The 19,935-nt window shown below is 61.2% G+C and carries 16 protein-coding genes; 9 read left to right on the forward strand and 7 right to left on the reverse strand.

Annotated features, from left to right (window positions below; all coding sequences use genetic code 11):
- Positions 1-4: 4 nt before the first annotated feature.
- Positions 5-439: a hypothetical protein gene (locus J2Z75_RS21240; protein ID WP_209854783.1), complete on the reverse strand. Its 435-nt coding sequence runs from the start codon at positions 437-439 to the stop codon at positions 5-7.
- 72 nt (positions 440-511) lie between these two features.
- Entirely contained in the window at positions 512-1,378 is an 867-nt protein-coding gene (locus J2Z75_RS21245; RefSeq protein ID WP_209854784.1) for a 23S rRNA (adenine(2030)-N(6))-methyltransferase RlmJ, read from the reverse strand.
- A gap of 68 nt (positions 1,379-1,446) precedes the next feature.
- On the opposite strand from J2Z75_RS21245, the gene J2Z75_RS21250 reads away from it, so the two are divergent.
- Both J2Z75_RS21250 and J2Z75_RS21255 read left to right on the forward strand, forming a co-directional pair.
- On the forward strand, positions 1,447-3,579 hold the full coding sequence (locus J2Z75_RS21250; protein WP_209854785.1) for a molybdopterin-containing oxidoreductase family protein: 2,133 nt from the start codon (positions 1,447-1,449) through the stop codon (positions 3,577-3,579).
- Between the two features lie 7 nt (positions 3,580-3,586).
- Positions 3,587-4,183 (forward strand): NUDIX domain-containing protein, encoded by a 597-nt coding sequence (locus tag J2Z75_RS21255; protein WP_209854786.1) that lies wholly within the window; start codon positions 3,587-3,589, stop codon positions 4,181-4,183.
- 28 nt (positions 4,184-4,211) lie between these two features.
- Here J2Z75_RS21255 and purN read toward each other — a convergent pair whose 3' ends face one another.
- Positions 4,212-4,850, reverse strand: a complete 639-nt coding sequence (purN, locus tag J2Z75_RS21260; RefSeq protein ID WP_209854787.1) for a phosphoribosylglycinamide formyltransferase — start codon at positions 4,848-4,850, stop codon at positions 4,212-4,214.
- The gene (purM, locus tag J2Z75_RS21265) at positions 4,847-5,917 is read right to left on the reverse strand and encodes a phosphoribosylformylglycinamidine cyclo-ligase (protein ID WP_209854788.1); all 1,071 of its coding nucleotides are present in this window, start codon (positions 5,915-5,917) and stop codon (positions 4,847-4,849) included. The genes purN and purM overlap by 4 nt, the downstream gene beginning before the upstream one ends.
- A 219-nt stretch (positions 5,918-6,136) precedes the next feature.
- Between purM and J2Z75_RS21270 the strand changes: the two genes are divergently transcribed.
- The 5 genes from J2Z75_RS21270 to J2Z75_RS29555 all read left to right on the forward strand — a co-directional run bounded on the left by J2Z75_RS21270 (position 6,137) and on the right by J2Z75_RS29555 (position 12,937).
- A complete protein-coding gene (locus J2Z75_RS21270) occupies positions 6,137-7,273 on the forward strand; it encodes an AI-2E family transporter (protein WP_209854789.1) in 1,137 nt (378 codons plus the stop codon).
- Between the two features lie 6 nt (positions 7,274-7,279).
- Positions 7,280-7,966 carry a DnaA regulatory inactivator HdaA gene (hdaA, locus tag J2Z75_RS21275; RefSeq protein ID WP_209854790.1) on the forward strand — a complete coding sequence of 229 codons (687 nt, stop codon included), beginning with the start codon at positions 7,280-7,282 and terminating at the stop codon, positions 7,964-7,966.
- Between the two features lie 64 nt (positions 7,967-8,030).
- Positions 8,031-10,217, forward strand: a complete 2,187-nt coding sequence (locus J2Z75_RS21280; RefSeq protein ID WP_209854791.1) for an RNA degradosome polyphosphate kinase — start codon at positions 8,031-8,033, stop codon at positions 10,215-10,217.
- 12 nt (positions 10,218-10,229) lie between these two features.
- The gene (gene ppx / locus J2Z75_RS21285; protein WP_209854792.1) at positions 10,230-11,753 is read left to right on the forward strand and encodes an exopolyphosphatase; all 1,524 of its coding nucleotides are present in this window, start codon (positions 10,230-10,232) and stop codon (positions 11,751-11,753) included.
- Between the two features lie 125 nt (positions 11,754-11,878).
- Complete coding sequence (locus J2Z75_RS29555; RefSeq protein ID WP_209854793.1) at positions 11,879-12,937, forward strand: calcium-binding protein; 1,059 nt, start codon at positions 11,879-11,881, stop codon at positions 12,935-12,937.
- Between the two features lie 64 nt (positions 12,938-13,001).
- Here the strand turns inward: J2Z75_RS29555 and J2Z75_RS21295 are convergent, their stop codons facing one another.
- Positions 13,002-14,360: an esterase-like activity of phytase family protein gene (locus J2Z75_RS21295; RefSeq protein WP_209854794.1), complete on the reverse strand. Its 1,359-nt coding sequence runs from the start codon at positions 14,358-14,360 to the stop codon at positions 13,002-13,004.
- A 239-nt stretch (positions 14,361-14,599) separates the two neighbouring features.
- Between J2Z75_RS21295 and J2Z75_RS21300 the strand changes: the two genes are divergently transcribed.
- Positions 14,600-16,195, forward strand: a complete 1,596-nt coding sequence (locus tag J2Z75_RS21300) for a calcium-binding protein (protein ID WP_209854795.1) — start codon at positions 14,600-14,602, stop codon at positions 16,193-16,195.
- A 77-nt stretch (positions 16,196-16,272) separates the two neighbouring features.
- On the opposite strand, the gene J2Z75_RS21305 is transcribed toward J2Z75_RS21300, so the two are convergent.
- Complete coding sequence (locus J2Z75_RS21305; protein WP_209854796.1) at positions 16,273-17,340, reverse strand: adenylate/guanylate cyclase domain-containing protein; 1,068 nt, start codon at positions 17,338-17,340, stop codon at positions 16,273-16,275.
- A gap of 171 nt (positions 17,341-17,511) precedes the next feature.
- Between J2Z75_RS21305 and J2Z75_RS21310 the strand changes: the two genes are divergently transcribed.
- A complete protein-coding gene (locus tag J2Z75_RS21310) occupies positions 17,512-18,696 on the forward strand; it encodes an MFS transporter (protein ID WP_209854797.1) in 1,185 nt (394 codons plus the stop codon).
- A gap of 75 nt (positions 18,697-18,771) precedes the next feature.
- Here J2Z75_RS21310 and rnd read toward each other — a convergent pair whose 3' ends face one another.
- Positions 18,772-19,917 (reverse strand): ribonuclease D, encoded by a 1,146-nt coding sequence (gene rnd / locus J2Z75_RS21315; protein WP_209854798.1) that lies wholly within the window; start codon positions 19,915-19,917, stop codon positions 18,772-18,774.
- Between the last annotated feature and the right edge of the window lie 18 nt (positions 19,918-19,935).

The raw sequence follows: 19,935 nt of genomic DNA on the forward strand, positions 1-19,935 counted from the left end.
CCTTTCACCGCAACGAAGCGCACTGCGCACCATGGACATTCCAGGGATCAAGACCGCTCAGGCAGAATTCGATGTTCGATCCCATGCCGGCAAAGCCGAAGCCGCGTTCGATCAGATACCAGAGCCCGCGCCGCTTTCCGTCCGTTGTGATGGCGGTAGCGCTGCAATATTCGCGCTGGACCGGTCGGGTCTCGTCGCGCAGGACAAGCCGTTTCTGCCGCATGTCACGGATTTCGGCGATGGCGATATCCCTCTTGAGATAGTGAGAGGCCCGATAGCCGAAGTCGGAGGTGATGAAGGCAAGCACATCCCGGCTGCGGCAGGCATCGGTGACGCGTCCCGTGCGGGAATTCAGATAATCGCCGGCCTTCACCGGTGCTGCGAAGCATGTCATGGCGGCAAGCGAGAAGAGGAAGGCGGTTTCAAGCATCGCTTTCATGATCGTCTTCCCCGTTTCAGCCCTGAATGACATTCAGATTGCGTCTCTTGCAGCCGGACCGTCAAGCCCCGTTCAATCCCGCTCGGGCATCTCCTCGCCGCGCAGCCAGAAGGCGCGGGCCGACGCATGGCGATCCTGTTTCAGCCGGTCCTTGAGGAAGGGCAGCAGGATGTCGAGTTCGCCCTTCAGCGTGAAGGGCGGATTGACGATGATCAGGCCGGAGCCGGAAAGCCCGGTCGTGTCGCGGTCACTGCGAACAACGAGTTCGGCGCAGAGCATTTTTGGGATTTCCAGCGCCTGAAGGGCTGCATGGAACTCGGCAATCGGTGCGCCCTGCTTGAGCGGATACCACAGGCAGAAGGTGCCGCCGGAAAACCGTCGGTATGCCTTGTGCAGGCCGTCGGCCAGCCTCTCGTATTCGCCAGCAATCTCGAACGGCGGATCGACCAGCACGATGCCGCGCTTCTCCTTCGGCGGCAGATGGGCTCCGAGCGCCAGCCAGCCGTCAAGCTCGGTGATGCGGCTCTGGAAGTCGCCGTCGAACAGGCGGTGCAGCGTCTCGTAGTCGTCGGGATGCAGCTCCATCGCCGACAGCCGGTCCTGCGGCCGCATCAGCATGCGGGTGAGTTTCGGCGAGCCGGGATAGAGCGTCAGGCCGCCGTCGGGATTGAGGTCGCGCACCGCCGTGAGGTAGGGCTCCAGGATTGCCTTTGCCTTGGCGGGAATATCCGTATCGAGAATGCGGCCAATGCCATCCACCCACTCGCCGGTTTTCTGCGCTTCCTCGCTGGAGAGGTCATAAAGGCCGATGCCCGCATGCGTATCGAGCACACGAAATGCCTTGTCCTTCTGCGCCATGTAGACGATCAGCCGGGCAAGCACCGCATGCTTCAGCACGTCGGCGAAATTTCCGGCGTGGTAGATGTGACGGTAATTCATTCGCGTTCCTGATCGTTCGGATGAAATGTTGGAATGCATGGCGTTGGGGACTTTGAGACCCTTTCGCGATGCAATATAGAAAAGCCATGAACGTTGCGACCCCCATAAAACCACAAATGTCCGTCGGCCACACCGTCTGTCCGCATGACTGTCCCTCGGCCTGTGCGCTGGAGGTCGATGTCACGCCCGAAGGCCGGATCGGCCGGGTGCGCGGCGCCGGCGCCAATACGTACACCGCCGGGGTTATTTGCGCCAAGGTGGCCCGCTATTCCGAGCGCATCTATCATCCCGGCCGCCTGATGGTGCCGCAGCGCCGCAGGGGCGCGAAAGGCGAGGGCAGCTGGCAGGAACTTTCCTGGGAAGACGCGCTCGACGAAATCGCCAGCGCCTTCGTCAGGGCGGAGCAGACGCATGGCTCCGAAGCTGTCTGGCCCTATTTCTATGCCGGCACGATGGGGCAGGTGCAGCGCGATTCGATCGACCGCCTGCGTCATGCGAAGAAATATTCCGGCTTCTTCGGTTCGATCTGCACCAATCTCGCCTGGACCGGGCTGACAATGGGAACCGGTTCGCTGCGCGGGCCTGATCCGCGCGAGATGGCGAAATCCGATTGTGTCGTCATCTGGGGCACCAATGCGGTCTCGACCCAGGTCAACGTCATGACCCACGCCATCAAGGCCCGCAAGGAACGCGGCGCCAAGATCGTCGTCATCGACATCTACGACAATCCGACCATCAAGCAGGCCGATATGGGTCTGGTGCTGAAGCCCGGCACCGACGCGGCGCTCGCCTGCGCCGTGATGCACATCGCCTTCCGCGACAACTATGCGGACCGTGCCTATCTGGCTGAGTATGCCGATGATCCGGCCGGTCTCGAAAACCACCTGAAGACGCGCACGCCGGAATGGGCCTCGGCCATCACGGGGCTGCCCGTGGACGAGATCGAAGCCTTCGGCAAGCTCGTCGGCACGACCCCGAAAACCTATTTCCGTCTCGGCTACGGTTTTACCCGCCAGCGCAACGGCGCGGTCGCCATCCATGCCGCAGCCTCGGTGCCTACCGTACTCGGCTCCTGGAAGCACGAGGGTGGCGGCGCCTTTCATTCCAACAACGATATCTTCCGGTTCGACAAGCGCGAACTGGTCGGATCAGTGATGCTGGACCCGGATATCCGCATGCTCGACCAGTCGCAGATCGGCCGGGTGCTGACCGGCGATGCGGAAGCCCTGCGCCATCGCGGCCCGGTGACGGCGATGCTGATCCAGAACACCAATCCGGTCAATGTGGCGCCGGAGCAGCGGCTGGTGAAGCGCGGCTTCCTGCGCGACGATCTTTTCGTTGCCGTGCACGAGCAGTTCATGACCGATACGGCCAAGGTCGCCGATATCGTTCTGCCCGCCACCATGTTTCTCGAACATGACGATCTCTATCGCGGCGGCGGCCACCAGCACATTCTGCTTGGCCCCAAGGTCGTCGAGCCGCCACCGACGGTGCGCCCCAACCTCTTCGTCATCGAGGAACTGGCCAAGCGCCTGGGCGTTTCGGACAAACCCGGCTTCGGCTTGAGCGAGCGCGAGCATATCGACCATATCCTGGTCAACTACGGCATCGGCTATGAAGGGCTGAAGCGCGAGAAATGGCTGGATGTCCAGCCGGATTTCGAGACGGCCCATTTCATCAAGGGGTTCGGTCATCCCGACGGAAAATTCCGCTTCAAGGCCGACTGGACAGGTACGCCGGCACCGAACCGCCCGCCGAAGGCCTTGGGCGTTTTCGGCCCGCATGCGCAGCTTCCCGAGTTTCCCGATCATGTCAATTTGATCGAGGTCGCTGACGAGACACATCCGTTCCGTCTGGCGACATCGCCGGCGCGCTCCTTTCTGAACTCGACCTTTGCCGAGACGCCATCCTCGCTCCAGAAGGAAGTCCGTCCGGAGGTGATGATCCATGCGGACGACGCGGCGGCACTCGGCGTTGCCGAAGGCGATATCGTCCGGATCGGTAATGAGCGCGGCGAAATTCGCCTGCATGCCAAGCTCGGCGGCGGTGCGCGGCGCGGTGTGGTGATCGCCGAAGGCCTCTGGCCGAACGACGCGCATCTCGACGGCGAGGGCATCAACGTGCTGACCGGCGCCGACGCGGCAGCCCCCTATGGCGGGGCGGCGTTCCACGACAATCACGTATGGCTGCGCAAGGACTGAACTGGAAATGGCGAAATTCAAGGATGCGAAGGTCGAGATCCTCAAGGACGAGACGCTTTCGAAAAACTGGTACCACCTGCGCAACGTCACCTTCGATTACACCGGCTCGAACGGTGTCACCAAGAAACTGAAGCGCGAGGTCTACGATCGCGGCAACGGCGCGACCATCCTGCTCTACGATCCCAGGCGCGACAGCGTCATCCTCGTGCGGCAGTTCCGCATGCCGGCGCACCTCAACGGTCATTCCGGCTGGCTTTTGGAAACGCCGGCCGGACTGCTCGACGGCGATCATCCGGCCGAGGCGATCAAACGCGAGGTGATGGAGGAAACCGGCTATCTGGTCACCGATGTCCGTCCCGTCTTCCAGGCCTTCATGTCGCCCGGCGCGGTGACCGAGACCATCCACTTCTTTGCCGCGATCATCGACGTGACGGTGCGCGCCGAAGACGGCGGCGGCGCCGCGCACGAGGACGAGGACATCGAGGTGCTGGAGGTGCCGCTTGGCGATGCGATGGCGATGATCGACAGCGGCGAGATCTGCGACGGCAAGACGATCATGCTGTTGCAATGGGCGATGTTGAATCGAGCTGCGTTAGCGAAATGACGTCGATCTGATAATCGTCATTGAGCATTCAGCCCTGAATATCCGCCACAACTACCTTCCCGTCCACCATCCGCACCTTGCCCTCGGCCAAGAGGCGAAGAGCCTGCGGATAGGACTTGTGCTCCTCGACCAGCACCCGTGCTGCAAGGTCTTCCGACGTATCGCCCGGCAGCACCGGCACCTTGGCCTGCAGGATAACCGGTCCTTCATCCATGCCCTCGGTGACGAAATGCACGGTGCAGCCGGCTTCGGTCATGCCGGCGTCGATGGCCCGCTGATGGGTATGCAGGCCTGGAAACAGCGGCAGCAGGGAAGGGTGGATGTTGATGATCCGGCCTTCGTAAGCGTTGATGAAGGTGGCGCTCAAAAGCCGCATGTAACCAGCCAGACAGATGATGTCCGGGGATAGACGGTCGAGTTCTGTCAGGATCGCGGCTTCATGGGCTTGCTTGCTCTCGAAGTCCTTGCGCACGAACGCAAACGTCGCGATTCCGAGGGGCGCTGCCTTGGCGAGCCCGCCGGCATCGGCCTTGTCCGAGATCACGGCGACAATCTCAGCCGGAAAGCCCGGCTCGGAGGCGGCTTTCACCAGCGCCAGCATGTTGGAGCCGCCGCCGGAAATGAACACCACGACCCGCTTGCGGGCCGCTTTGACCGCATCGTTCATAGAGCCAGCGTGCCCTTGTAGATCGTGCCGGCCGCACCCTCTTCACGGGCGACCATGCGGCCGAGTGCAAAGACGGTTTCGCCTTCAGCTGTGAGGACCGACGTCACCTTCTCCGCGTCTTCCGCCTTGACGACGGCGATCATGCCGACGCCGCAGTTGAAGGTGCGCAGCATCTCGTTGGCGGCAACGCCGCCGGTTTTGGCAAGCCAGGAGAACACCGCCGGCGCCTTGATGGCATCGAGATCGATCTCGGCGGCCAGATGCTTGGGCAGCACGCGCGGAATGTTCTCCGGAAAGCCGCCGCCGGTGATGTGGGCGAGCGCCTTGATCTTTCCGGTCTCGCGGATCGCCTTGAGCAGCGGCTTCACATAGATGCGCGTCGGGGTCATCAGCACGTCGGCCAGGGTCCCTTCGCCGAAGGGTGCCGGTGCGTCCCAGGCGAGGCCCGAGAGCGAGACGATCTTGCGCACCAGCGAGTATCCGTTGGAATGGACGCCGGAGGAGGCGAGGCCGAGGATCACGTCGCCCTCGGCGATATCGCCGGCCGGCAGCAACTGCCCGCGTTCGGCGGCACCAACCGCGAAGCCGGCGAGATCATAGTCGCCGCCCGCATACATGCCCGGCATTTCAGCAGTTTCGCCGCCGATCAGCGCGCAGCCGGCCTCGCGGCAGCCCGCGGCAATGCCGCCGACGATCGAAGCGCCCTGATCCGGATCGAGCTTGCCGGTGGCGAAGTAGTCGAGGAAGAACAGCGGCTCGGCGCCCTGGACGACCAGATCGTTGACGCACATGGCGACGAGATCGATGCCGACAGTATCGTGCTTGTCGGCATCGATGGCGATCTTCAACTTGGTGCCGACGCCGTCATTGGCCGCAACCAGCACCGGATCGGTGAAACCCGCCGCCTTCAGGTCGAACAGGCCGCCGAAGCCGCCGATCTCGCCGTCGGCGCCGGGGCGCCGCGTCGAGCGCACATGCGGCTTGATCTTTTCCACCAAAAGGTTTCCGGCGTCGATGTCCACACCCGCATCGCTGTAGGTCAGACCGTTCTTTCCTGGCTCGCTCATGGCTTGATCTCCGCCGGCTCGTCATATTTGGATTGCGATTGGCATGGTGGTGCCGCAAGTGCAAGCATATTGCCCCGGATACTCCCGCTTTTTTGCTGTTTTGCCCGCCATTGTCGGCCGTTTGCGGCCACAGGCTTGACCATGGTCGGTGCCACATCCTATCTCCAGCAATGGAAGCGGCGCGGTGCGGCGCCAGCGGCAACACATCGGAACAGCGGCATGGTCAACAAATTGAGCAGCAGCGGGCTGCAGCGCCAGATCATCTTCTGGCTGCTTTTCCTTGCCGCCTTCATCGCCTTCCTGATGGTGTTCTCGACCATCCTGCTGCCGTTCATCGCCGGCATGGCGCTTGCCTATTTCCTCGATCCTGTCGCCGACCGGCTGGAAAGAATTGGCCTCAGCCGCCTGATGGCAACGGTCGTCATCCTGATCGGCTTCATCATCGTCTTCGCCCTGTCGCTGGTGATCATCATTCCCATCGTCTTCACCCAGGCGTCCGATTTCATCCAGAAGATGCCCGGCTATATTTCGCTGCTGCAGGAATTTTTGACCAGCCAGCGCGCCGAGTGGCTTCCAAGCTGGATCACGGGCCAGATGGACACGATCAAGCAGAACTCGGCCAAGCTGCTCGAGCAGGGGGCAAGCTTCCTCGGCACGCTGTTCCAGCAATTGTGGAATTCGGGCATGGCGCTGCTCGACATCATCTCGCTGTTTGTCGTCACGCCGGTGGTCGCCTTCTATCTGCTGCTCGACTGGGACCGCATGGTTGACAAGGTCGACAGCTGGATCCCGCGCGATCACGTCGCCACGGTGCGTCAGATCGCCCGCGACATGAACCTGACGATTGCCGGCTTCGTGCGCGGCCAGGGCTCGCTCTGCATCATCCTCGGCCTGTTCTATGGTGTTTCCCTGTCTTTCGCCGGCCTGAACTTCGGCCTGCTGATCGGCCTGTTTGCCGGTATGATCAGCTTCATCCCCTATGTCGGCTCGATGGTCGGGCTGGTGCTTGCCCTCGGTGTGGCACTCGTGCAGTTCTGGCCGGATTATATCCATATCGGCATCATCGCCGTGATCTTCTTTGCCGGGCAGTTTCTCGAAGGCAATGTCCTCCAGCCGCGGCTGGTCGGCAAAAGCGTCGGCCTGCATCCGGTCTGGCTGATGTTCGCGCTTCTGGCCTTCGGCGCCCTGTTCGGCTTCGTCGGGCTCCTGGTCGCAGTCCCGTGCGCCGCTGCCATCGGCGTGCTTGTCCGGTTCGGCATCGGGCGGTACCTTGACAGCACGCTCTATCACGGCCATCGCCACATCCTGACGATCGAGCCGGAACACAAGAGCCCAGAGCACAGGCTTCCAGAGTAACAGCGTATGGTCCGCAAGTTCGAACAGTTGCCGCTCGTTTTCGAGCACGAGCCCCAGACGGGCCGTGACGACCTGCTCGTGTCCGAACGGCTGAAAGCGGCCGTTTCCATCATCGACAGCTGGCCGCGCTGGACGTCGCCCGTGGTGATCCTTGCAGGACCTGTAGGGTCGGGCAAATCGCACCTTGCGGCGATCTGGCGGGAAAACAGCGCTGCCGTCGCCATTCATCCGACAGCGGACAGCAATGCGGCCGACATCGCGGCGGCGGGTCCGGTCCTGTTCGAGGACGCCGACCGCCGGGGGTTTGACGACCGGGCGCTGTTCCACGTCATCAACAGCGTCCGGGAAAACGGAACCAGCCTGTTGATCACCAGCCGGCTTTGGCCGATGTCCTGGCCGGTCGAGCTGCCGGACCTGCGCTCACGCCTGAAGGCTGCGACTGTGGTCGAGATCGGCGAGCCGGACGACGAGCTTTTGGCCCAGGTTCTGGTCAAGCTTCTGGCCGACCGACAGCTCTCCGTCGATGACCGGCTGATCGGCTATATCGTGGCGCGTATGGAACGCTCGCTCGAATCCGCCCAGACCGTCGTCGAGAGGCTGGACCATCTGGCGCTCGCACGCGGGACGCGCATCAACCGGGCACTGGCGTCAGAGGTGCTGAATGCCCTTGGAAAGACACGCGAAATCGATTGACTGTCATAGTTAGGTCGTCAAACTGCGCTAGCTGCATCGAAGAACAAAAAAGGCGGTCTTGGTCATGGACACTGTAACATCTGCGACAATTGCCAACGAGCCTGTGGCCGATCAGATCGACCTGATGACCAGCCCGGAACGCTTCATCAACCGTGAATTCTCCTGGCTTCAGTTCAACCGCCGCGTCCTTGAGGAAACCCTCAATACCGCCCATCCGTTGCTGGAGCGCGTGCGCTTCCTGTCGATTTCCGCCGCCAACCTCGACGAGTTCTTCATGGTCCGCGTCGCAGGCCTCGAAGGCCAGGTCCGACAGGGCGTCGTTGTTCGCAGCCCGGACGGAAAGACGCCCGCCGAGCAGCTGGAAGACATCCTCAAGGAAATAGACAACCTGCAGATGGAACAGCAGGCCTCGCTTGCCGTCCTGCAGCAATATCTTGCCAAGGAAGACATTCTCATCGTCCGGCCGATCTCGCTGTCGGCGCAGGACAGGACATGGCTTGCCAACGAGTTCGAGCAGGCGATCTTCCCGGTGCTGACGCCGCTGTCGATCGACCCCGCCCATCCGTTCCCGTTCATTCCCAATCTCGGCTTCACCATGGGCCTGCAGCTCACCAGCAAGCGCGGTCGCGAGCCGATGACGGCGCTCCTGCGTCTGCCGGTGGCGCTTGATCGCTTCATTCGCCTGCCGGACGCCAAGTCGGTGATCCGCTACATCACGCTGGAAGACGCCGTCAGCCTGTTCATCGAGCGGCTCTTCCCGGGGTACGAGGTCAAGGGCTCCGGAACCTTCCGTATCATCCGCGACAGCGATATCGAAGTCGAGGAAGAGGCCGAGGATCTCGTCCGCTTCTACGAGACGGCCCTGAAGCGCCGCCGCCGCGGTTCGGTGATCCGCATCGAGATCGATTCGGAAATGCCGCTGGAACTGCGCCAGTTCGTCGTCGGCGAACTCGGCGTGCCGGTAAACCGCGTCGCAGTTCTGCCCGGCCTTCTGGCGCTCAACACGCTCTCCGAGATCACCAAGGCGCCGCGCGAGGATCTGCGCTTCGAGCCGTACAATGCGCGATTTCCCGAACGTGTCCGCGAACATGCCGGAGACTGTCTTGCCGCCATCCGCGAAAAGGACATGGTCGTCCACCATCCCTATGAGAGCTTCGACGTGGTGGTCCAGTTTCTGCTCCAGGCTGCGCGCGATCCTGACGTTCTGGCGATAAAGCAGACGCTCTACCGCACTTCCAACGATAGCCCGATCGTCCGGGCGTTGATCGACGCGGCCGAAGCCGGCAAGTCGGTGACGGCGCTGGTCGAATTGAAGGCGCGTTTCGACGAGGAAGCCAATATCCGCTGGGCCCGCGATCTGGAGCGGGCCGGCGTGCAGGTCGTGTTCGGCTTCATCGAACTGAAGACGCATGCGAAGATGTCGATGGTGGTGCGCCGCGAGGAAGGCAAGCTTCGGACCTACTGCCATCTCGGCACAGGCAACTATCATCCGGTCACGGCGAAGATCTATACCGACCTGTCGTTCTTCACCTGCAATCCGAAGATCGCCCATGACATGGCCAATATCTTCAACTTCATCACCGGCTACGGCGAGCCGGAAGCGGGTATGAAGCTGGCGATTTCGCCGCACACGCTACGCCCGCGCATCCTGCAGCATATCGGCGAGGAAATCGTCCATGCGGAGGCCGGCCGGCCGGCCTCGATCTGGATGAAGATGAACTCGCTGGTCGATCCTGAGATTATCGATGCGCTCTATCGCGCCAGCCGGGCCGGCGTGGAGATCGATCTGGTTGTGCGCGGCATCTGCTGCCTGCGGCCGCAGGTTCCAGGGCTGTCCGAAAGGATTCGCGTCAAATCCATCGTCGGGCGCTTCCTCGAACATTCGCGTATCTTCTGCTTCGGCAACGGCCATGGGCTTCCCTCCGAGCACGCGCTCGTCTATATCGGGTCGGCGGACTTGATGCCGCGCAATCTGGACCGGCGGGTGGAGACCCTTGTGCCTCTCATCAACCGGACTGTGCATGAACAGGTGCTGTCGCAGATCATGCTGGGCAATCTCATCGATAACCAGCAGAGCTACGAGATCCTTTCGGACGGAACGTCGCGGCGCATGGAAGTCGCCAGGGATTCCGAACCGTTCAACGCACAGGTCTATTTCATGACCAATCCCAGCCTGTCCGGGCGGGGCGAGGCCTTGAAGTCCAGTACCCCCAAGGTAATAGCCGGCTGGGACAACGGCCGTAGAAGATAAAACTGGAATGGCATGGTAGAATCTGAAGCCCAGGGGCGTTTGCCTGGTATCGCCCCGGTCTCCGTCGTGGACATTGGGTCGAACTCGATTCGGCTTGTGATCTATGAGGGGCTGAGCCGGTCTCCGGCCGTTCTGTTCAACGAAAAGGTCATGTGCGGCCTTGGCAAGGGTATCGACGCGACCGGCCGAATGGACGCCGAGAGCGTCGAGCGGGCGCTGAAGGCGCTGCATCGTTTCAGGGCTTTGTCGACGCAGGCGCGCGCTTCCACCGTGTTCGTGCTGGCAACGGCTGCTGCCCGCGACGCATCGAACGGCCCGGATTTCATCCGCCGCGCCGAGATCATTCTCGGCCAGAAGGTGCGCGTGCTGACCGGCGAGGAGGAGGCCTATTTCTCCGCGCTCGGCATTATCAGCGGTTATCACGACCCCGACGGCGTCGTCGGCGACCTCGGCGGCGGTTCGCTCGAACTCGTCGATGTCGTCGGTACCAAAATCGGCAAGGGCATCACCCTGCCGCTCGGCGGCATAAGGCTGTCGGAACATGCAGAGGGATCAATCGTCAAGGCGCGCAGCCATGTGCGCCGCTACGTGAAGGGCGCGCAGGTCCTGCAGAACGTTGCGGGCCGTACCTTCTATGCCGTTGGCGGCACCTGGCGCTCGATCGCCAAGCTGCACATGGAAACGCGCAACTATCCGCTGCACATGATGCAGGGCTACGAGATCTCCTTCGACGAGGCCATGGCCTTCCTGCCCGAGGTGATCGAGCCGAAGGACCTGAAGGCGCCGGCATACGCGCATATTTCCAAGAGCCGCCGCACGCTCCTGCCGTTCGGGGCCGTTGCGATGCAGGAAGTGATCGCCCAGATGAAGCCGGCGACGATTTCTTTTTCGGCGCTCGGCGTGCGCGAGGGCTACCTGTTCTCGCTGCTGTCGGACACCGTCCGTGCCCACGATCCTCTGCTGGTGGCGGCGCGCGAAATCGCCATCCTGCGCGCCCGCTCGCCCGAGCATGCGCGCGAGCTTGCCGACTGGAGCGGCAAGATGGTGCCGCATTTCGGCATCACCGAGACCGAGGAAGAGGGCCGCTACCGCCAGGCGGCCTGCCTGCTCGCCGATATCAGCTGGCGTGCCCATCCCGATTATCGCGGCCTGCAGGCGCTCAACATCATCGCTCACAGCACCTTTTCCGGCATCACCCATGCCGGCCGCGCCTATATTGCCCTTGCCAACTACTACCGTTTCGAAGGCCTCAACGATGACGGCGCGACCGAGCCACTGGCGGCGATTGCCACGCCGCGCATGCTGGAACTCGCCAAACTGCTCGGCGGCTTGCTGAGAGTGGTCTACCTGTTGTCGGCATCAATGCCGGGCGTCGTGCGCAACCTCGATATCCGCCCGTCGACATCTTCCGACCTCGACCTCGAATTCGTGATCCCGTCGGCCTATTCGGAGTTCGCAGGCGAACGGCTTGACGGCCGGTTGCAGCAACTCGCCAAGTTGACGGGCAAGCGGATTGGTTTCCGGTTCGAGGGGTAATTCTCTCGTTGGCGTCATGGTTTTAGCGCCGGTCGCGTATTGCGGGCGCCGCGAGGAATGGTATATCTTGATACAACTTAAAGGTTAAGAATCACTTTAGAATTTATTGTAACAGGCGGGAATCCATGGCGACGATTACTTATGGAAATACGGGTTATGGCGTCGATATGCTTGCGACGAGCGTGGACGATGTTTTGGATTACAACAAGGCATCATGGTCGACGATGATGCTTAAGCTGTTTGATGACTCCATGAATTACACGTTGTTCAACGGAACCGGTTTGAAGGTTTCATCGTCGTCGGGTCGGCCTACCGATATCACGGCTGGCACTGTAACCAGCATAAAAGTCGTCATCGACGGAACGACTGCCGTATCGGTTACGGGCTTGAGCGTGTCGGCCGCTAAGCTCGGCGATGCGATTTTTGCTGGAAACGACGCGACTTTTCAGGCCTTGATCCTTGCCGGCAATGATACGGTCAACGGGACGAACTATGCGGACGGCCTCGTCGGCGGCCTCGGCAACGATACGTTGAAAGGCAATGACGGCGATGACGATTTCCTTGGCGGTATCGGTGCTGACAAGCTTTTCGGCGGATCCGGCTTCGATACGGCATATTACATGTTCGCAACGAAGGGTGTCACGGCCAGCCTTGCCAACACGTCCATCAACACAAACGATGCCAGGGGAGACACCTATTCCTCGATCGAAGGTCTCGTCGGGTCGGCCCATGCCGACAGGCTCTACGGCAACGAAAGCATCAACTGGATCGTTGGCGATGCGGGCAACGACATAATCAACGGTGCCGGCGGCGGCGACAAGCTTTATGGCGATGTTGGCGCGGATGATCTGATCGGCGGCGCAGGCAAGGATTCGTTCATATTCGGGGATAAATCGGAATCGACTGTTTCGGTCTCCGGCCGTGATACGATCCACGATTTCTCCGGCGCCGACGGGGACAGAATCCATCTGGCCGCTATCGATGCAAATACGAAATCTTCGGGCAACCAAGCGTTCGACTTCATTGGCACTGCGGGTTTCCATGGCAAGGCCGGCGAACTGCGCTACGTCAAGCAAGCCTCCGATACCTATGTCTATGCCGATATCAACGGCGACAAGAAAGCCGATTTCGCCATCCATTTCGATGACGCCCTGATCCTGAGCAAGGGCTATTTCATCCTCTGAGCGCTGCTCGTGATGGCATGAATCGAAAGGCCCTGCAGTTGAACGCTGCAGGGCCTTCGTCTTTTTACTTGGCGTTCAGAAACTCGCCGACTTCGAGCAGCACGAACTCGTTGTCATCAGCCTTGTCGAGCGCACGGCCGGCCGAGAACGGCAGGTTGTTGTCGTTGCCGACGATGATGTGGGTGTCATCGACGCGGTCGACATTCTCGATGGTGACGAAGGGCATGTCGTAAAAGCCTTCGCCGCCGCCCTGGCGCTTCTTGTTGTCCGGGTCGGCGATCTTCAGGAGATCGATATAGCCGATCTTGCGCACGGCCTTGCCGGCGTTGTCATCGGTCATCTCGATCTTGTAGACGCGCTTGACCTTGGAGCCGACGGCAAAGCAGTCCGGCTTCGGTTCCTTCGGATTAGCGCAGGCCTTGTCGACGGTACCGGCGCCGTTGTCGCGCTCGATCACCAGCGCCGTCTTGTCGTCCAGCATGTTGAAATCGCCGATCGCCTCGCCGCCTTCAGCGAGCGGATAGAGCCAGCTGCGGCCGGTCCAGGCTTTCGATGCGACGTCGAGTTCAATGATGCGCAGCGCCGGGCGGCCTTCGGCCTGTTCGACGGTCTCGGCATCCGTCCAGAGCGGACCTTCGAGCAGGCCGTAGAGCTTCGTGCCGTCCTTCGACAGGGCAAGGCCTTCATAGCCGCCGGAACGCTTGACGTTGAGCGCCGGCATCGGCTTCGAAGGATCGGCCTGTACGGCGAGCGTCGGATTGTCGGGCGACATCACCGGCTTGCCGTTGACTGTGGTCGGGATCACGTCGGTCAGCTTGCCGTCGAGGTCGAATTTCAGGATATAGGGACCGAACTCCTCGCCGACCCAGAAGCCGTCGGCAACCGGCTGGATCGATTCGACGTCGAAATCCGCACCTGTCAGATAGCGCTTGGCGGCACCTTCCATGACGATCGGGAAGGGGGCCTTCTTGTCGGGATCGCTGAGGAAGACATCCTTGACCACCGCAACCTTGCCGGCATCCCAATCGATCTTGATGTTGTGCAGCATCAGCATGGTGTCGGAGGAATTCATCTTCGAGCCGAAGCCGTTGTCCGACAGGCTCCAGAAGGTGCCGTCCGGCATGGTCTTGATGCCGGAGAAACCCTGCATCGGCTGGCCGTCGAAGGGCAGGGACAGGCCGGTGAGGCGAACGCCGTCCTTGCCGGGCACGGTGCCGAGCGCCTCGGTGCGCTTGCGGTCAGGTGTCGTGAACTTGCCGGAGGTCTTCAGATAATCGGCCGCGTCGGCAGGTGCCGCGATGATCGTGTTGGCCGGCAGCACGGCATGGGCCGCGAGCTTGGCCGGGAAAACAGTGTCTTCGGCAAGAGCGGCCGATGTCATCAGAATGCCAAGTGCCAAGGGAGCGAGAATTGTCTTTTTCATCGGGGTCTCACGAGTTGGAAGATTGAACCTGTTCCCGATAGGCAGGGTTTGTGAATGCCGATTGACGATTGATTGACGTTCCCATGAAGCTTTGGTGACGCGCCTTGCGGGTGGTCGAATATATCGCCAAACGCATAGCTCTAATCGCAGCGTTGCTTTGCCCTATTGTTTGCCTCGAAGATTAAGTTAGGAATACGTGCATTGATGGTCTCTCAATCCGGTTGAAGCGGGGATATGCGGTGGCAAAATCGTATGACGATTTTTTCGAGGCGCTGGGGGAAAGGGAATCCGGCGGAAACTACAAAGCGGTTAACCAGCTCGGCTACCTTGGAAAATATCAGTTCGGCGAACTCGCGCTTATCGACCTCAAATATTACCTGAAGGACGGGACGTCCAAGAACGATTGGAAGCCCGACTTTTTCACCGGCTTGAACGGCATCGATACGAAGCAGGAATTCCTGAACTCATCTGCCGTTCAGGAGGCCGCAATCCGAAAATACATGCAGCTTCAATGGTCGTATCTCAAAAGTGTCTGGCAATACGAAGGGCAGGTCCTCAACGGCCTGAAGATCACCGTTTCGGGCATGCTGGGTGGTTCCCATCTCGTCGGCCACGGCGGTGAAAAGACGTTCCTGAATTCCGGCGGTGATACCGTCCCGATCGACGGCAACAAGGTGCCGATTTCAGACTACATCAAACTTTTCGGCGGCTATACGACACCCTTCAAGGTTGATCACGACATCGCGGAGGTGATTTCCGGCGGAAAGGGGGCCGACGTTCTGATCGGGCATGGCGGTGCCGATGTTCTGAACGGAAACGGCAAGAACGATGTTCTTTCCGGCGACGATTACTATGGCAGCTACCAGGCGGGGCGATTGACCATTGCTGCCGTCGGCCCGGCGGTGCAGGTTGCCGGAGGCAAACTCGATGTGGTCAAGGAGCTTGCGACCCTGCAGCGCGTGGATGGCGGTCTGAAAAGCGGGATAGCGGCTGGAGGAAAAGGTGCCGACACCCTCAGCGGTGGCGATGGCAACGATCTCCTCTTTGGTGGCGCCGGTGCTGATACATTGAGAGGCGGCGCCGGCAACGACACCCTGCTTGGCGGCGTCGACGGCGACAAGCTCTACGGCGATGCCGGAAATGATCGCCTCGGGGGCGGTGCGGGGGCCGACCTTATGACGGGCGGTACCGGCGATGATTTCTACCTGGTTACCGATAGCGGCGACAGGGTGGTGGAAAGCGCAAAGGGCGGCGTCGATACCGTCCTGCTCGGCGTGGCCGGCATCTTCAAGCTGGACAATGTGGAAATTGTCGCGCTGGCCTCGAATGTCGGCAATGCCGGCATCGATATCGCCAGCCTTGGCCAGACACTGGACGGTCTTCCCGTCAGCCTGGCCGTCTTGGGCAATGCTGCGAGCAACAAGATCACCGTATCCTATTCCGGAAAGGGCGATGTCGAGGCGGCCTTTTTCGGTGGCGCCGGAAACGACACGTTCGTCTTTTCCGGCAAGAATGCCGCGTCAGCCGATCTTCATTTCAAAGACATTTCGTCCGGCGACAGGATCGATCTCAAGGCCTATCAACTCGATGAGAAGATTGTCAGCGGCGTCCTTGATATTCGCTCCGGGTTTGTCGATGGCACCTATCTGATCGCAGATGACGTCACGATCCGATACAATGTCGACGGCAGCTCCGGACCGGTTGCCAAAACCGCCGCCGCCGACACGTTCTTCGGCACGAACAATGACTGGATGGTGGTCAACGTCATCTCCGACAAGGCGGAGGTTGTCGCGGAACTCTACGGTGCGATGCAGAACGGCACATTCCTCGTCTAAGCCGGATTAGGCCGGCACTGATTGCCGCATTCAGGTTTCCGTTTTCTCCAGTCGGAGTTCTTTCGCCGGTCCGGCGGCTACTCGGCAGGAATCCGCAGCTCGAAGGGGGCGAGGAGTTCTGCTTTCGCCTGCTCGGCCAGCGCCATGACACCGAGCGTCTGGCCGCGACCCCTGACGGCATGGGTGCCCAGATCCTCGACGGCGATCGTGTCCGGCAGCTTGATGCGCTGGGCAAGCTCGGTCGAGATCAGCACGGATCTGTTCAGTGCCTTGCACAATGTTTCAAGTCGCGCGGTGGTGTTCACGGTATCGCCGAAATAGGCGATCTTGTGGTGGTCGACGCCGATTTCCGCCGTGATGATGAAGCCGCCGTGCAGGGCTGCGCGCAGCCGTGGAACCTGACCGAAATTCTTGCGCCAGGTGTCCGCGTTGGCTTCGATGTCGTCGAGAATATCGAAGATGCAGCGGACGCAGCGTGCGAATTTCACACCCCGTGCAAGCGGCCAGGTGACGATGGCAGCATCCCCGACATAATCGTCGATCGCACCCTTGTGGCGCCGGACCGGTTCGGCGAAGGCCGCAAACAGGGCTTTGAGAAATTGTTGCGCGCGCAGGTCGCCATGTTTTTCGGCGAAGGATGTCGAATCGGCGAGGTCGATGAACAGGAAGACGCGCTCCTCCCTCACCGGCCGGCGATAGCGGCTGATCAGCATGCTGGTGAACACGTCGCGCCCGAGCAGGTCGCGTACGCGCAGGATGAAGACGATCAGCGCGCAGACGGCAAGCGCATAGACAAAGACGTTGAAGGGCATCACCAGGGCCTCGGCCAGCGGCCTGAGCGGGATGAACCCCAGCGCCCGCATCAGCAGGGTTGCCAGCGCATAGCCGATGCTCATCAGTATCTCGTAGATGACCAGTGCCGCGACGATGAAGGCAAAGGTCGGAAGCCGCTCGATACGCCGGTAAAGCGGCCGCAACAGGATTCGCCGTTCGAAGGCGATCATCGGCACGCCCATGAAGGCCGCGAAGACCGCGCCGATGATCACCGGCTCGCCGGGATAGGCCACCATACCGTAGAGGATGCCGCTGAGCGCCATGCCGAGCGTGATCAGGAGCCAGTTTTCTGTCGGGGATATGTCTCTCATGAATCAGCTCCGCTCCCCCGGTGCATACAGGCATTGTTCCATTTGGGCAGGTCGGGTCAAGCGATTTCGTGTCGCGGTCCGTGGCGTTTCACGCCCGGCCGCGCAGGCTTGCCCAGCGGCCGGGCAGGCGAGTGTTATATCTCTGACATGCGGCACGAATAAAATATTCTCATGCCGCGTCACTTGATCGTATTCGTCGTTCTGGCCTTCACGCAAATCACGGGTTGGGGTGTTGTCGGGATACTTCCTGTAACTGCCTCGCTCATTGCCGCCGATCTGCGAACCACATTGCCCACGGTTTTTCTGGGAACTGCCGTCATGTTCGTCACCATGGGCCTCATGGCGCCGGTCATCGGCAAGGCTTTCCACCGTTTCGGTGCGCGCAGGATCATGGCCATTGGCGCCGCATTGATCGGTTGCGGGATCGCATGCGTGGGCGCGGCTCAATCCGTGCCCGTTTACCTCATGGCTTGGGGGCTGATAGGCCTTGCCGGTGCGATGTTTCTTACAACCGCTGCTTACATCTATCTTGCCGGCTTCGCCGATGATCGGGCGCGTGGGATGATCGGCACGCTGATGCTCGTCACCGGCCTTGCGGGCAGCGTGTTTTGGCCGGTCACGGCGTTTCTGGAGCATACGGTCGGCTGGCGCGTCGCGACGCAGATCTATGCCGTGGTTATGCTCGCCATCGTCACCCCGATGATTTTCCTCGGCCTGCCGGAAGTTGGCGGCAGCCGGCAGAACAGGAGCGATGGCGGTGGGGCGGTTCGGAGAGGGCGCATCTTCTGGTTCCTCGTCGCGGCGATCGCATTGAATAGCTTCGTGACCTTCGGCATGGAGGCAACGGGGATAGAACTGTTCCGCACGCTTGGAGCCGATCCGGCATGGGCTGTCGGCCTTGCCTCGTTCCTCGGCGTGCTCAAGGTCTGCGGACGCCTGATCGATATGGCCGGCGGCAGGCGATGGGATTCACTGGCGACCGGCCTGGTGGCGGGGGCGATGATTCCGGCAGGTCTTATGATGCTTCTCGCCTTCGGTGCAACATCATGGGCGGTATTGGCCTGCCTCATTCTTTTCGGAATCGGCAGCGGCGCGTTTGCGGTAGCCCGTGCGACCATGCCGCTCGTCTTCTACCGCAAGGCCGACTACGCGGCCGCCATGTCGGCAATAGCCCTTCCAATGAACCTGACCAGTGCGATGGCGGCGCCAATCCTTTCGGGGCTTTTGACGGGGTCTGGGGCGACAGCTACTCTTGCACTGCTTGTCGTCTGTAGTGGTGGCGCGCTTTTCCTGTTGCTCTGGCTGAACACTCTGCGAAAGCGATCCGTTCCAATGGGTTCGGAAATTCAGTCGTAAATTTCTAAGTTTCCCGAACAATCGTGGCCGCTGAAAGGCCCGGAACCCCCCGTTGGCGTTTCCGGCCTCACGTGCCTAAAGCTCGACGGCCTCGATCTTGCGGTCGACGAAACGCAGGGCGACTTCGCCGTTGATCAGCTTCAGGGCGGTGTCGCCGAACAGCTCGCGGCGCCAGCCTTTCAAGGCGCCGACATCGGCTTTCGGACCTTCGGATGCGATGCGTTCGAGATCGTCGCTGTTGGCGATGATCTTGGCGGCAACGCCCTGTTTTTCGGCGATCAGCTTCAGCAGCACCTTGAGCATTTCGCTGGCGGCCTGCGCGCCTTCCGGCGACTGGTTCTGGCGCGGCATTTTCGGCATGTCCGCCTTCGGCATATCGATCGCGGCGTTGACGGCCTCGATGATCGCGGTGCCTGCTGCCGAGCGTTCCCAGCCCTTTGGAATGGTGCGCAGGCGGGAGAGGGCTTCCATGTCCTTCGGCTGCTGCTGGGCGATCTCGTAGAGGCCGTCGTCCTTCAGGATACGGCCGCGCGGAACGTTGCGGCTGCGTGCCTCGCGTTCGCGCCAGGCGGCGACCTTCTGCAGGACGGCCAGTTCCACCGGCTTCTTCAGCCGCATCTTCAGCCGCTGCCAGGCGTCGTCGGGATGGATGTCGTAGGTTTCCTTGGCTTCGAGGATCGCCATTTCCTCGGTGAGCCAGAGCGAGCGGCCTTCGCGCTCCAGCTCTTCCTTCAGGTGCAGGTAGACATCGCGCAGGTGGGTGACGTCGGCCAGCGCATAGTCGAGCTGCTTTTCCGACAACGGCCGGCGGCTCCAGTCAGTGAAGCGCGAGGACTTGTCGATATGGACGTTCTTGATCCGGCTGACGAGCTGGTCATAGGAGACGCTGTCGCCGAAGCCGCAGACCATGGCGGCGACCTGCGTGTCGAAGATCGGATGCGGGATCAGCTTGCCGAGATTGTAGATGATTTCGATGTCCTGGCGCGCGGCATGGAACACCTTGATGACGCTGGTATCGGCCATCAGCTCGAAGAACGGCGCCAGATCGATGCCCTTCGCCAGCGGATCGACGATGACGGCAATGTCCGGTCCAGCCATCTGGATCAGGCAGAGTTGCGGCCAGAAGGTCGTTTCGCGGAGAAATTCCGTATCGATGGTCAGGTATTGGCCCTGGGCCAGCGTTTCGCAGGCGGCGGCCAGTTCGGCGGTTGTCTCGATCATCAAACTTCAATCACTGTG

It is taken from the genome of Rhizobium herbae, from assembly GCF_017873135.1.
In the GTDB taxonomy this organism is placed as follows: domain Bacteria; phylum Pseudomonadota; class Alphaproteobacteria; order Rhizobiales; family Rhizobiaceae; genus Pararhizobium; species Pararhizobium herbae.

Bases quoted from the DNA above. Each gene is read 5' to 3' on its own strand.
- J2Z75_RS21240 (WP_209854783.1), bottom strand. From the start codon at position 439: ATGAAAGCGATGCTTGAAACCGCCTTCCTCTTCTCGCTTGCCGCCATG.
- J2Z75_RS21310 (WP_209854797.1), top strand. From the start codon at position 17,512: ATGCCGCGTCACTTGATCGTATTCGTCGTTCTGGCCTTCACGCAAATC.
- J2Z75_RS29555 (WP_209854793.1), top strand. From the start codon at position 11,879: ATGGCGACGATTACTTATGGAAATACGGGTTATGGCGTCGATATGCTT.
- J2Z75_RS21270 (WP_209854789.1), top strand. From the start codon at position 6,137: ATGGTCAACAAATTGAGCAGCAGCGGGCTGCAGCGCCAGATCATCTTC.
- J2Z75_RS21250 (WP_209854785.1), top strand. From the start codon at position 1,447: ATGCAATATAGAAAAGCCATGAACGTTGCGACCCCCATAAAACCACAA.
- ppx (WP_209854792.1), top strand. From the start codon at position 10,230: ATGGTAGAATCTGAAGCCCAGGGGCGTTTGCCTGGTATCGCCCCGGTC.
- J2Z75_RS21295 (WP_209854794.1), bottom strand. From the start codon at position 14,360: ATGAAAAAGACAATTCTCGCTCCCTTGGCACTTGGCATTCTGATGACA.
- J2Z75_RS21280 (WP_209854791.1), top strand. From the start codon at position 8,031: ATGGACACTGTAACATCTGCGACAATTGCCAACGAGCCTGTGGCCGAT.
- rnd (WP_209854798.1), bottom strand. From the start codon at position 19,917: ATGATCGAGACAACCGCCGAACTGGCCGCCGCCTGCGAAACGCTGGCC.
- J2Z75_RS21245 (WP_209854784.1), bottom strand. From the start codon at position 1,378: ATGAATTACCGTCACATCTACCACGCCGGAAATTTCGCCGACGTGCTG.
- J2Z75_RS21305 (WP_209854796.1), bottom strand. From the start codon at position 17,340: ATGAGAGACATATCCCCGACAGAAAACTGGCTCCTGATCACGCTCGGC.
- purN (WP_209854787.1), bottom strand. From the start codon at position 4,850: ATGAACGATGCGGTCAAAGCGGCCCGCAAGCGGGTCGTGGTGTTCATT.
- J2Z75_RS21255 (WP_209854786.1), top strand. From the start codon at position 3,587: ATGGCGAAATTCAAGGATGCGAAGGTCGAGATCCTCAAGGACGAGACG.
- purM (WP_209854788.1), bottom strand. From the start codon at position 5,917: ATGAGCGAGCCAGGAAAGAACGGTCTGACCTACAGCGATGCGGGTGTG.
- hdaA (WP_209854790.1), top strand. From the start codon at position 7,280: ATGGTCCGCAAGTTCGAACAGTTGCCGCTCGTTTTCGAGCACGAGCCC.